This window comes from Kitasatospora sp. NPDC034023, assembly GCF_055575795.1.
In genome coordinates this window covers 323,255-335,986 of record NZ_JBVIRY010000007.1, presented here as the reverse complement: position 1 = coordinate 335,986, position 12,732 = coordinate 323,255, and the positions used below count along the sequence as shown (strand labels likewise).

Sequence of the window (12,732 nt, the reverse complement as noted above, 5' to 3'; positions counted from 1 at the left end):
ACCAACATCGCCGCCGCAGCCGACCACTACCGGTCACGCCCCGACCACGCCACCGCACTCCTCAAGATCACCTGCTGAGAACGCATCAGCCCTGGACCGGACTGCCCGCCGACAGCCCGGCCCGGCACCCCGGGGTGCGCGCACCCCGGAGGTCTGACAGGTGCCCAGCCATCGGTCGGTGGCGGACGCGGCGGGGCCGACGGCTGTGCGGCGGTCGTCTGCCCCGTTCCGTCCGGTTCATTCCTCTTCGTGCCGCCGGGCGCCGGCGCCACCCCTGCCGCCCTCGCCGCCCACCGCCCGCGCCCCGCGCAGCGTCACCCCGAAGTGGGTGCGGAGCCGCCGGATCTCCCACCAGGCGACGGCGGTCACCGTCGCCGGGCCGCCGACGACGGCGCCCAGCTCGACGGGCAGCGGGCCGGGCGGCAGGCCTCCGAACAGCAGCCCGATCGCGGCGAGTTCCCACACCAGGACGCCCGTCAGCACCGGCGGGAAGACGGCGTGCACCCGGTCCAGGGTGAAGGCCGTGCGGACGACGGTCGGCGAGGCGAACGCCACGAACATCAGCGCCCAGATCGGCGCGGCCAGGAGCAGCAGGTCGGCCAGCGCGCCGACCAGCACCACCTGGACCGAGCCGCGTGCCTGGGCGACGAGCCAGAGCAGCACCGGCACCACCGTGCAGGCGCCGACGTACTGCAGTGCCTTCAGCACGGCCGGCCGCACCTGGGCGCGCATCGCGGGCCGCAGGGCCGGGCCGGCGAGCCGGAACAGGATGCCGACCACCACCGGGGCCGTCACCAGTACCAGCCAGGGCGTGATCACCAGCCGGAGCTGGAACTGGTCGTTGGCCTCGCTCCAGTCCTCCGGCGAACCGTAGACCGCCAGCACCAGGAAACCGGCCACGAGCGCCAGCCACCCCCGTATCCGCTGCACCCGCAGCACCACCGGGTCGGTGATCCCCCGCGGGCCCGGCACGGCGAACACCCTCCGGGCCAGCCGTCGCGCCGAGCGCGCCATCGGGTAGAGGCCGAGGAAGACCAGGAACGGCCACAGGCAGAAGAGCAGCGGTAGTACCCAGCAGCCGATCGCCTTGCGCGCGGGCGCCAGCAACTCCCGCAGCGTGGGCCACTCCTCGCCCCGGAAGCGCTGCCACAGCGGCACCCGCGGCTGTTGACCGTGGCCGTAGCCGTGGCCGTAGCCGTAGTCCTGCCCATGGCCGTAGCCCTGCCCGTACCCGTAGCCCTGCTGCTGGTACGGGTTCTGCTCTCCGTAGGTCATGCCGAGGTCCTCACGCGGTCGCCCCCGTCGACCGGAGACCCGGCCGACTACCGACCGCCGCACCCTACTGCCGCACACCCACCCTTCGTCCACCCACTTCGTCCACCCGCCCCCGTGCCGCGCTACGGCAGCTGGATCGCGGGGAAGGTGCCGGCCGGGGTGCCGTCGAGGGCGCCGTCCATGGCGTCGCGCCAGATCGGGCCGGCCAGGGTGCCGCCGAAGGCCTGGCCGACGACCTTGCCGCCGATCCGCTGGCCGTCCAGCGGCTTGGGGTTGTCGGTGTCGCTGACGACGGTGGCGCCGGCCATCTCCGGGGTGTAGCCGACGAACCAGACCTGGCGGCTCTCGTTGGTGGTGCCGGTCTTGCCCGCGCTGTCGCGGCCGGTGAGGCCGGCCGCCTTTCCGGTGCCGTCCTCCACGACGCCCTTGAGCATCGCGGTGACGGTGTCGGCGGTGTCGGCGGACATCACGGCGGAGCAGTTCGCCTGCGGCACGGCCAGCTGCTTGCCGTCGGGGCCGGTCACCGAGGTGATGGCGGTCGGCGCGCAGTAGGTGCCGTGGGCGGCGAAGGTCGCGTAGACGCCCGCCATCTCCAGCGGGGTCAGGTCGTTGCTGCCGAGCGTCATCGACGGCACCACCTGGAGCTTCTCGCCGCCCGCCTGCTCGGTGATGCCGAGCTTGTTGGTCATCTGGGCGACGTTGCAGAGCCCGGTGTCGGCCTCCAGCTTCGCGAAGTAGGTGTTGACCGACTGGGCCATCGCCGTCTTCATGGTGAACTGGCCGGTGAGGGACTGGCTGTCGTTGTGCACCTGCCCGGCCGACGGGAACTTCCCGCCGGAGCAGTCCTTCATCGCCGGCCACGGGATGCTGTAGTCGGTGGTGTAGCTCTGGCCCGGCGTGAGGCCGTTCTCCAGGGCCGCCGCCGCGACGATCGGCTTGAACGTCGAACCGGTCGGGAAGCCGAGCCCACCGCCCATGGCCTTGGTGGCGTTGTAGTTGATCTGGGTCTGGCTCTGCTTGTCATCGACACCGTACGGGCGGCTCTGGCCCATCGCGAGGATCCTGCCGGTGCCCGGCTCGACGATGCTCATCGCGGTCGCCGCCTGGTCGCCCGCGTTCACGTGGCTGGTGACCGAGGAGTTGAGGGCCGCCTGCGCCTTGGGGTCGAGCGTGGTGTGGATCTGCAGCCCGCCGCGCTTCCACACGGCCTGCCGCTCGGCCGCCGACTTCCCGAAGGCCGGGTCGGTGAGCACCACCTTGCGCACGTAGTCGCAGAAGAAGCCCTCGCCCTGCTTGGCCAGGATGCAACCCTGCTGCGGGGCCTGGACGTTGAGCCCCAGCGGGGTGGCGATGGCCTGCTGGGCCTCCTCCTTGGTGATGTGCCCGTACTCGGCCATCTTGCGCAGCACGGTGTCGCGCCGGTCCTTGGCCGCCGTCGGGTCGACCACCGGGTCGTAGCCGCTGGGCGACTGCACCAGGCCGGCCAGCATCGCGGCCTGCGGCAGGGTGAGGTCCTTGGCGTGGACGCCGAAGTAGCGCCGCGCGGCCGACTCGATGCCGTAGGCCTTCTCCCCGAAGAAGGTGATGTTCAGGTAGTTGGTGAGAATCTGGTCCTTGCCCAGGGTCTCCTCGACCTTGATCGCGTACTTCAGCTCCTGGATCTTGCGGCCGATGGTCTGCCGCTGCGCCTCCTGGACCTTCTTCGGGTCGTCGCCCGCCTCGTCGACGAACACGTTCTTCACGTACTGCTGGGTCAGGGTGGACGCACCCTGAGCGGTGGTGCCCGAGGAGGCGTTCTTGTCCACGGCGCGCAGCACCCCCTTGAGGTCGATCGCGCCGTGCTCGTAGAAGCGGTTGTCCTCGATGTCCACCAGTGCGGTCTTCACCAGCGGGGATATCTGGTCCGCCGACACCACGGTACGGTCCCGGTCGTACACGGTGGCGATCGTGCCGCCCTGGGCGTCGAGGATCGTCGAGGCCTGGGACAGCGCCGGCGTCTTGAAGTCGTCGGGCAGGTTCTGGAAGTCGTCCGCCGCCGACTGGGCCCCCAGCCCGGCCGCCGCCACCGCGGGCAGCGCGATCCCCGCCGCCACGGCACCGGCGACCACGCTGATCCCGATCAGCCGCAGCCCGTGCCCGAACTTCCGCATACCCGTCCCCACCAGCTTCTCTGCCATGCGAGGACCCTACGTGCACGTCATGAGGAACTCGTAAGGGATCCGGCACCGCTCTGTCACAGCTCTGCGACAGGGCGGCAGCCGGACCCCTGGGCTGCCGGTCTACGGGCGCTCGGGCTTACGGGCGGCGGGTTTACAGGCGCTCGGCGAGGGCCTGGTGGACGCGGTGCCAGGCGTCGGCGGTCGCGGCGGCGTCGTGGTCGGCCGGGCGGTCGGCGGCGAAGCCGTGGCGGGCGCCCGGGTAGGTGATCAGTTCGTGATCGACCTTGGCGTCGGTCAGCCGCTGCTCGGCCGCCTGCCACTCCTCCTGCGGGAGGATGTGGTCCAGCTCGCCGCAGAAGCCGAGCAGGTACACGCCGTTGGCGGCGATGCGCTCGGCCGTCTCCAGCGGCGGCACCGGGCCGACCAGCGGGAAGCCGGAGTTCAGCAGCCAGCCGGGGTAGAACACCGCGGCCAGCTCGAAGCGCAGCTCGGTGGCGGCGCGCACGGCGATGTGCCCGCCCATGCTCGTTCCGACGAACGCCACGCCGCGCCCGTCGGCCAGGGTCCGGGCCTCCGCCAGGGCCGCGGCGGCGTCGGCGACCAGTTCGTCGCGGTCCAGGGCGCGCATCAGCACCAGGCCCGCCTCCCGCTCCTCCGCGCTGTACCCGAGTTCGGTGCGGCGGGCGTTGCGCCAGTAGAAGTCCGGCGCCACCGCCACGTACCCGAGGCCCGCCAGCTCGGCGCAGACGCCCCGCAGGTACGCATTGACCCCGTACAGCTCGGAGCAGACCACCACCGCCCCGCGCACCTCGCCCTCCGGGCGGTGCACGTACGCCTCGATCCCGCCGGGCGTGCCCAGCTCCTGCCACTGACCTGTCATCAGATCCCCCGTTGAGTCGGCCGGAAAGTACCGCTGCGCATCGTAGTGCCACCCGGGGCCGGGACAGGGAGCAGGACAAGGGCTGAGACAACGACAAGAGCTGAGACAAGGGCAAGGACAAGGACTTGGTATGACCGCGGCAAACACTTCCCCCCGCCGCCTCCGCGCATCTGGACGGGCCCACCGTCGGGTTGATGTGGTGTCGGGGCTCCGATCTCGCACGTACGGACCTCCCACACCCTCACACTCGGGAGCACACGCATGCGCAAGTCGTTCAAGGCCGCCGCCCACACCCTGGCCGCGCTGGCCCTGGCCGCCGTCGGCACCACTTCGCTGGCCACCGGAGCCGAGGCGCAACCCGCCCCGGCGCCCGCCCACTTCGGGGCCAAGCCGCTCGTCCCCGCCGCCCCCGCCGCCGCCTCGCAGCAGCGGGCCGCCTCGGCCGCCTCCGGCAACACCCTGAAGGTCGGCTCCAGCGCCGGCCAGGGTGTGGTGTCCCCCACCCCCAAGGTCTACCTGGTCTTCTGGGGCTCGCAGTGGTCCTCCGACCCCGCCGGGGTCGCGCCCGACCTGCAGAACATGTTCAAGGGCCTCTACGGCAGCCAGGACACCTGGGGCACCATCCTCGACCAGTACTGCGAGGGCGTCGCCAAGGGCACCGTCACCTGCGGTACCAAGGGCGTCCACGTCCAGCACCCCACGTCCTCGCCGCTGGCCGGCGTGTGGTTCGACAACGCAGCCGCCGCACCCACCCAGGCGACCTCCACGCAGATCGCCGCCGAGGCCGTGAAGGCCGCCGGCCACTTCGGCAACACCACCCAGGCGCCCAACCTCAACGCCCAGTACGTGGTCGTCTCCCCCACCCACACGCACCCGGACGGCTTCCCCAACACCGGCTTCTGCGCCTGGCACGACAAGACCAGCGCCTCGTACGGCACCCTGGCCTACACCAACCTCCCGTACATCCCGGACAACGGGGCGGGCGCCTGCACGACGTTCACGGACGGCCGGCTGCTCTCCGGCATCGAGTCCACCGAGACGCACGAGTACGCCGAGACGGTCACCGACTTCTGGCCCAGCATCGGCTGGAACGGCGGCGGCGGGGAGATCGGCGACGCGTGCGTCGACCTCGACGCCTACGTCGCCCTGAGCACCGGCACCTTCGACCTTCAGGGCCTGTGGTCGAACAGCGCCAACAAGTGCGTGACGCGCGGCCAGTAGCGTTCACCCGGAGCCCCGTTCCCGTCCGCCGGACGGGGGCGGGGCTCCGCACCGTCGGCAGCCGGTGCGCCGGCCGGCCCCGGTCTCCCCCGGCGTCGTCGGCTCACTCGCGGTAGAGCAGGACGGTGACCCCGGCGAGGGCCGCGCTGGCCACCAGGGCCCAGGCGAGCTGCCCGTGCAGGACCAGGACCGCACCGGGGGCGGCGCCGGCGAGCATGGTGGCGACGGAGAGGATCCGCCTGGTCCGGCGGGGGGCGGTGCCGCCGGCCAGGCGGGAGTCGGCGGCCAGGCCGGTCAGGGTGAGGGTGAGCACGGTGGTGGTGAGGTCCGGTATCCCGAGGCCGCGGACCGTGCCGTTGCGCAGGCCCATCGCTAGGGCGAGCAGCGCGATCACGCCGTACTGCGCGGGCCCGTCCGCGCTCCAGGCGAAGACCACGGCGGCGGCCGCGCCGTGCAGCGCGACCTCCAGGACCAGGGCCGTGCGCACCAGGCGCGGGCGCCGGGTGCCGGCGTGCCGCGCGGCGAGGCGCCCGGCCAGGACGGCGCCGAGGAGGAAGGCGGCGAGGGAGGTCAGCGAGCCGACGACGGAGAAGCCGGGCGCTCCGGCGAGGGCGAAGGCGATGACGACGACATTGCCGGTCATGTTCGCGGTGAAGACGTGGCCGAGGCCGAGGTAGCTCACGGCGTCGATCAGGCCGCTGACCATGGTGAGGCCGAACAGGGCCAGGGCCAGCGGGTGGCGGTCGCGGATCTGCGCCCCGGGCAGCTGCGGCGGCGACGCGGTGCGGGACTCGTGCGCGGGCACGGACTCGGGCACGGACTCGGGCGCAGGCTCGGGCGCGGACTCGGGCGCGGGCGTGGTCACGACGGCTCCTCGTGTCGAAGTAGGGGGAGGTGGGCAAGGGCACCGCCTCGGTCCGGCGGTGCCCACTGATGGAATTGACGAACCATCAGAAGAAGCACGGGTCCGTCGGCAGCGCGGGCTGCCCGGGGAGGGTGGCGAGGCCTCGGGCCGCGCGCCAGGCGTGCTGTTCGCCGGAGGCCGCCACGGCCTCCAGGACGCTCTCGGCCTGGTGGACGCCGGCCGGGCCGGGGGTGGGGGTGGGGGTGGCGTGGTAGCCGCCGAACCGCACGACCGGGCTCCAGGGCGGCGTCACCGCGGGCAGGTCGGGGGCCAGGCCCTGGTGCTCCTGCGTCCCGTGGACGATGCGTCCGCCGACGACGGTGAGGACGGACTCGATGTGCGGGATGTCGGCCTCGGGCACGGTGAAGTAGTCGGCGCTGAGCAGCACGATATCGGCGTAACTTCCCACTGTCAGACGTCCCTTGACGTCCTCCTCGCCGGTGAGGCGGGCGCCGCCGAGGGTGTAGAGCTCCAGGGCCTGTTCGCGGCTGAGCCGGTTGTGCTCGGCGGCGAGGCGGCGCCCGCTGACCGTGCGGCCGGAGACCAGCCAGTGCAGGGCGACCCAGGGGTTGTAGGAGGAGACCCGGGTGGCGTCGGTGCCGGCGGCGACGGTGAGGCCGCGGTCCAGCATGGCGCGCAGCGGCGGCGCTTCGGCGGCCACCGGGGCGCCGTAGCGGGAGACGAAGGCCTCGCCCTGGAAGGAGAGGCGGTTCTGCACGGAGACGGCGCCGCCGAGGGCGGCGATCCGGTCGAGGCTGTCGGGGCTGACGGTCTCCGCGTGGTCGAAGAGCCAGCGGTTGCCGTGTGGGAAGAGGCCTTCGGCGGCGAGCTTCTCGAAGACGGCGAGGTCACGGCGGATGGTCTCGTCGTAGGTGGCGTGCAGCCTGAATCCCCAGCCGTGCTCCATCAGCAGGCGGACGGCCTTCTCGAACTCCGTCTCATAGGAGCCGAGTCGGGGGCGTGGTTCGGCGAAGTTCTCGAAGTCGGCGGCGGCCCAGGTGAGGTTCTCCCCCGCGCCGTTGAGGCGCAGCCACTCGTCGCCTTCGCCGGGGCGCACGGTGTCGACCCAGCGCCTGAGGTCGTCGAGTTCCTGCCCGGCGGTCTGCGGGAAGAGGTGGTAGGCGATGCGCAGGGTCAACTGGCCCTGGCGGGCGAGTTCCATGACGGTGCCGTAGTTCTCGGGGAAGCTCTGGAAGCCGCCGGCGGCGTCGATCGCGGAGGTGAGGCCGAAGCGGTTGAGCTCGCGCAGGAAGTGCCTCGTTGAGCCGACGCGGTCGGCTTCGTCCAGGGTCGGCGCCTTGGCGAGGGTGGAGTAGAGCAGTAGAGCGCCCGGCGCGGCGATCAGCAGGCCGGTCGGTTCACCGTCGTGTCCGCGGACGATCTGGCCGCCGGCGGGGTCGGGGGTGTCGCGCGTGAAGCCCGCGGCGCGCAGCGCGGCCTTGTTGAGCAGGGCCGACTGGTAGAGGTGCAGTACGAAGACGGGGGTGTCGGGCGCCGCGGCGTTGAGCTCGGCCAGGGTGGGCAGGCGCCGCTCGGCGAACTGGTCGGCGGACCAGCCGCCGACCACCCGGACCCACTGGCCGGGCGGGGTGCGCTCGGCCTGCAGCCGGAGCATGGCCAGGGCTTCGCGCAGTGTCGGGACGCCGTCCCAGCGCAGTTCCAGCACGTAGTTGAGGCCGCCGCGGATGACGTGCAGGTGCGCGTCGTTGAGTCCGGGGACGGCCCGGCGGCCGAGCGCGTCGACGACCCGGGTGTCGGGGCCGACCAGCGGGACCACGTCCGCGTCGTCACCGACCGCCTGGATCAGCCCGTCCCGGACGGCCAGCGCGCCGGCCCGGGGGCGGCGCGGGTCGTTGGTGTGCACCTTGGCGTTGCGGATGACCAGGTCGGCGGGCAGGGCGGGGGCGCCGGGACGGATCCCGGCGACGGGCATGCTGGACAACGAGGGGTCCCTTCGTGCGGTGGTCTCGGCCCGACAGGGCCACCCGGCGAAACCTAGGCAGCAGACCGGCACCCGACGCACTTCGCAGCGCATCGCGACTTGCCCCGCAGCGCACTGCGGTCGGGGCCGGACGCGGCGCCGACCTACCGTGCGTTGTCGGAACAGTCCAGGGCGCACAGCGAGCAGAACCACCGGCCGATCGCCGACTAACGTCGCTGTCGTGCCGCCCCGGATGATCCGGATCGCGGCTGACACAGCCGGAACTGATGCAGCGTCAATGAGTCGCCTTCCCAGGCGAATTCCCCGCTGACTCCCCGCTGACTCCCCGCAGACCCGCTGCAGATGCGCGGCAGATGCGCTGCCAATCCGCTGCCGATTCCCTGCATCCCTCAGAAGAGAGAAGAACCATGGTCGACTTCACCCAGGTCCACGCCGCTCCGAGCCCCGACCTGCTCACCCCGGACAACGCGATGATGCTGTTCGTCGATCACCAGCCGCAGATGTTCTTCGGCACCGGCAGCGGTGACCGCACCTCCATCATCAACTCCACCGTCGGCCTGGCGAAGGCCGCGAAGATCTTCGACGTCCCGGTGGTGCTGTCCACCGTCGCGGCCGAGTCCTTCTCCGGACCGATCCTCCCGCAGTTGCAGGCGGTCTTCCCCGAGCAGGAGGTCATCGACCGGACCAGCATGAACGCCTGGGAGGACGAGGCGCTGGTCGAGGCGGTCAAGGCGACCGGCCGCCACAAGATCATCCTGTCCGGCCTGTGGACCGAGGTCTGCCTGGTCCTGCCGGCGCTCTCGGCGCTGGAGCAGGGCTACGAGGTGTACGTCGTCGCCGACGCCTCCGGCGGCGTCAGCCCGCGGGCCCACGAGCACGCCCTGCAGCGGATGACCGCCGCCGGCGCCGTGCCCGTCACCTGGGTGCAGGTGCTGCTGGAACTCCAGCGTGACTGGGCCCGCGCCGAGACCTACGTCGCCGTGACGGACCTGGTCAAGGAGCACGGCGGCGCCTACGGCATGGGCATCGTCTACGCCCAGTCCATGATCAACCCGCACGCCGCCGGCTGACGGCCCGCCACCGACCCCGACGGAGTCCGACATGAACACGGGTCTTCTCCTGCTGCGCCTGGTCGCCGGCCTGCTGATCGCGGGCCACGGCGTCCAGAAGGTCAGCTTCCACCTCGGCGGCAGCGGACTGGACGGCGGCACGGCCGAATTCCGGGGTGACGGCTTCCGCGGCGGCAAGCTCACCGCGATAGCCGCCGGCGGCACCCAGATCGGGGCCGGGCTGATGCTGGCCCTCGGTCTGCTCACCCCGCTGGCCGCCGCCGGCGCCATGGGGGTGATGACGGTCGCCCTGACCGTCAAGTGGCCCCACGGGCTGTGGGTGCAGCACGACGGGTACGAGTACCCGTTCGTCCTGATCACCATCGGCGCGGCGCTGGCCGCCACCGGCCCCGGACAGTGGTCGGTCGACGGCGCCCTCGGCCTGGCGCACTGGCCGCTGTGGTGGTTGCCCGTGGCTGTCCTCGCCGGCGTGGGCGGCGGCCTGGCCACCCGGCTCGCCCTGCACCGGGCCTGACGGCAGCGGCACCCCCGACGAGCTCGGGCCCCTGGACACGCCCGTGTCCAGGGGCCCGAGCTCGTTGCGGTTCGAACCCTTCGGCGCCACGAACCCGGAAACCCACGCAGGGGCCCGGACCCGGCGGTGACGCAACGCATCGGGACCCGGCTGTGCGCGCACCCGCCCCTGGGGTACGCGCACAGCCGGGTCCCGGTTCCCGCACAGCCGCCGACCGGGGCCGGGCCCGCCATCGGAGGGCCCGGCCTGCCGTCACACCCCCGTCTCGGGGGTGACGACGAGGTGCTCGGCGAGGAACCAGACCTGGGTCTCGCCGGTGCGGATGATCTGGGAGACCAGGAGGTCCTGGGTGCCGTCGTCGCCGAGCCGCGCCGTGCGGGTGGCGGCGTCGCGGGCGTCGGCGAGGATGGTCTCGTGTGCGTCGAGGAGGCGCGAGAGCATCGACGGCACGCCCTCGATGCCGTCCGGCGGGCGCGGGACGCCCGTGATCTCGGCGGCGTGACGGGGGTCGCCGACGGCGACACCGCCGAGCATCTGCACCCGTTCGGCGAGCGCGTCGACCAGCTCCAGCTGTTCCTGGGCGTGCTTGTCGAAGAGCAGGTGCAGCTGGTAGGCGGTCGGCCCGCGCATGCCCCAGTGGTACTTCTTGTACAGCGCGTACAGGAACTGGGTGTCCGCGAGGACGCGGTTGAGCCGCTGGGCCGAGTACTGCCGGGCGTCGTGGGAGAGCGCGATCGGCAGCTGGGTGACGGTGCCGAACTCCTGCATCTCGGGGCCGTGTTGGTGGAGGCGTGGCTGGTTGGTCATGGTGCTCCTGTCACTGTTTCGGGGGGGTGTCAGTTGTCCACGGACCGGACGGCTTCGCGGATCACGTCGGCGACCCGCCCGGGGTGGGAGAGCATCACCAGGTGCGAGGAGTCGACCTCGACCGTGGCTGCCCCGGCGCGCCGGTAGCCGAACCGCTGGACGTCGGGGTTGATGGTCCGGTCGGCGCCGGCCACGATCCCCCAGGAGGGCTTGGTCCGCCACGCGGCGGTGGGTGCGGCCTCGCCGAACGCCGCTGCGGCGAGCGGCCGCTGGGAGACCGCGAGGACCCGGGCCCGACCGGGGTCGACGTCGGCCGCGAAGATCGCCGGAAGACGGTCGACCTCCACCGAGACGTCGGTGCCCTCGCCGTCCCCGCCCTCCAGCGGGAAGGGGGTGTACACCAGGGCGGAGGCGAGCTCGGACGCGGGGAAGCGGCCCTGCAGCTCACCCAGGCTCTCGCCCTCCTCCAACGCGTAACCCGCGAGGTACACCAGCGCCTTGACGTTCTCCTCGGCGCCCGCCACGGTGATCACGGCGCCGCCGTAGGAGTGGCCGACCAGCACGACCGGCCCGGGGATCTGCCGGACCACCGACGCGATGTAGGCGGAATCGCCGACCAGACTGCGGTTGGGCACGGCCGGCGCCACCACCTTCAGCCCCTCGGCCAGCAGCTCGGGGATGACCCGGGCGAAGCTGGAGGCATCGGCGAAGGCGCCGTGCACGAGCACGACGGTGGGTGTGTCATTCGTCGTCATGACTGAATCCTCAAGATCGCTGCTTTCTTCGGGGCATGCGCACCGCGCCGGAGGTCCGACGCCGTGCGCGAGGCGGCATCAGCGTAGAAACGCCCCGGCCCGGGGCCTGTTCCGACGGCGCACCGCCCACAGCCGGTCAGCGCACAGTGGCTGACACTGCGTCAGATGCGCTGGATCATTGCAACGCCGGTCGATCCGTCTGCGGCACTCTCGGACGACACCGTGTGCTCTCACAGGCCATCGACCGCCACCGGCCGCCCCTAACGTGAGGCCCATCAGCAGCCCACACGCTGTCCGAGAGAAACGGGAAAACCCATGCCGTTCATCACCGTTGGCCAGGAGAACTCCACCTCCATCGACCTTTTCTACGAGGACCACGGCACCGGTCAGCCGGTCGTCCTGATCCACGGGTTCCCGCTGGACGGGCGCTCCTGGGAGCGGCAGAGCGCCGCGCTGCTCGACGCCGGCTACCGGGTCATCACCTACGACCGTCGCGGCTTCGGCCAGTCCTCGCAGCCCACCACCGGCTACGACTACGACACCTTCGCCGCCGACCTGAACACCGTGCTGGAGACCCTGGACCTGCGGGACGCCGTACTGGTCGGCTTCTCCATGGGCACCGGCGAGGTCGCCCGGTACGTGTCGACCTACGGCTCCGAGCGGGTCGCCAAGGTCGCCTTCCTGGCCTCCCTGGAGCCGTTCCTGCTCAAGACCGACGACAACCCCGACGGCGCCGCCCCGCAGGAGTTCTTCGACGGCATCGTCGCCGCCGTGAAGGCCGACCGGTATGCCTTCTACACCGACTTCTTCAAGGGCTTCTACAACCTGGACGAGAACCTCGGCACCCGGATCAGCGAGGAGGCCGTCCGCAACAGCTGGAACACCGCGGCCTCCGGCGGCTCCTACGCCGCCTCGGCCGCACCGAGCACCTGGTACACGGACTTCCGCGGTGACATCCCCCGCATCGACGTGCCCGCCCTGATCCTGCACGGCACCGGCGACCGCACCCTGCCCATCGAGAACACCGCCCGCGTCTTCCACCGGGCCCTGCCCTCCGCCGAGTACGTGGAGATCGAGGGCGCGCCGCACGGCCTGCTGTGGACCCACGCCGAGGAAGTGAACACCGCGCTGCTGGCCTTCCTCGCCAAGTGACCCGGACGGCCGCGGTTCCCCCGACCGCGGCCGTCCGCCCGCCCGCCGGTCCG

Annotated in this window: 11 protein-coding genes; 4 read left to right on the top strand and 7 right to left on the bottom strand. The window is 72.1% G+C overall.

The genetic code is table 11. The features are described 5' to 3' along the window. Window positions 1-237 precede the first annotated feature (237 nt). The 3 genes from ACZ52R_RS14315 to ACZ52R_RS14305 all read right to left on the bottom strand — a co-directional run bounded on the left by ACZ52R_RS14315 (window position 238) and on the right by ACZ52R_RS14305 (window position 4,314). On the bottom strand, window positions 238-1,275 hold the full coding sequence (locus ACZ52R_RS14315; protein ID WP_465753520.1) for a hypothetical protein: 1,038 nt from the start codon (window positions 1,273-1,275) through the stop codon (window positions 238-240). A 122-nt stretch (window positions 1,276-1,397) separates the two neighbouring features. Further along, a complete protein-coding gene (locus ACZ52R_RS14310) occupies window positions 1,398-3,452 on the bottom strand; it encodes a transglycosylase domain-containing protein (RefSeq protein WP_465661937.1) in 2,055 nt (684 codons plus the stop codon). Window positions 3,453-3,585: 133 nt separating this feature from the next. Next, window positions 3,586-4,314, bottom strand: a complete 729-nt coding sequence (locus ACZ52R_RS14305) for a dienelactone hydrolase family protein (RefSeq protein WP_465617267.1) — start codon at window positions 4,312-4,314, stop codon at window positions 3,586-3,588. A gap of 261 nt (window positions 4,315-4,575) precedes the next feature. Between ACZ52R_RS14305 and ACZ52R_RS14300 the strand changes: the two genes are divergently transcribed. Further along, on the top strand, window positions 4,576-5,535 hold the full coding sequence (locus ACZ52R_RS14300; protein WP_360492160.1) for a hypothetical protein: 960 nt from the start codon (window positions 4,576-4,578) through the stop codon (window positions 5,533-5,535). 103 nt (window positions 5,536-5,638) lie between these two features. Here ACZ52R_RS14300 and ACZ52R_RS14295 read toward each other — a convergent pair whose 3' ends face one another. Beyond that, complete coding sequence (locus tag ACZ52R_RS14295; protein ID WP_465661936.1) at window positions 5,639-6,400, bottom strand: YoaK family protein; 762 nt, start codon at window positions 6,398-6,400, stop codon at window positions 5,639-5,641. A gap of 85 nt (window positions 6,401-6,485) precedes the next feature. Further along, a complete protein-coding gene (locus ACZ52R_RS14290; protein ID WP_465753523.1) occupies window positions 6,486-8,372 on the bottom strand; it encodes an amidohydrolase in 1,887 nt (628 codons plus the stop codon). Window positions 8,373-8,788: 416 nt separating this feature from the next. On the opposite strand from ACZ52R_RS14290, the gene ACZ52R_RS14285 reads away from it, so the two are divergent. Further along, entirely contained in the window at window positions 8,789-9,451 is a 663-nt protein-coding gene (locus ACZ52R_RS14285) for a hydrolase (RefSeq protein WP_465617265.1), read from the top strand. 31 nt (window positions 9,452-9,482) lie between these two features. Continuing rightward, entirely contained in the window at window positions 9,483-9,965 is a 483-nt protein-coding gene (locus tag ACZ52R_RS14280) for a DoxX family protein (protein WP_465661934.1), read from the top strand. A 252-nt stretch (window positions 9,966-10,217) separates the two neighbouring features. Here the strand turns inward: ACZ52R_RS14280 and ACZ52R_RS14275 are convergent, their stop codons facing one another. Beyond that, complete coding sequence (locus tag ACZ52R_RS14275; RefSeq protein WP_465617262.1) at window positions 10,218-10,772, bottom strand: Dps family protein; 555 nt, start codon at window positions 10,770-10,772, stop codon at window positions 10,218-10,220. 29 nt (window positions 10,773-10,801) lie between these two features. Continuing rightward, complete coding sequence (locus ACZ52R_RS14270; protein ID WP_465617260.1) at window positions 10,802-11,527, bottom strand: alpha/beta fold hydrolase; 726 nt, start codon at window positions 11,525-11,527, stop codon at window positions 10,802-10,804. Window positions 11,528-11,842: 315 nt separating this feature from the next. On the opposite strand from ACZ52R_RS14270, the gene ACZ52R_RS14265 reads away from it, so the two are divergent. Continuing rightward, window positions 11,843-12,679, top strand: a complete 837-nt coding sequence (locus tag ACZ52R_RS14265; protein ID WP_360492174.1) for an alpha/beta fold hydrolase — start codon at window positions 11,843-11,845, stop codon at window positions 12,677-12,679. The last annotated feature ends 53 nt before the right edge of the window (window positions 12,680-12,732 follow it).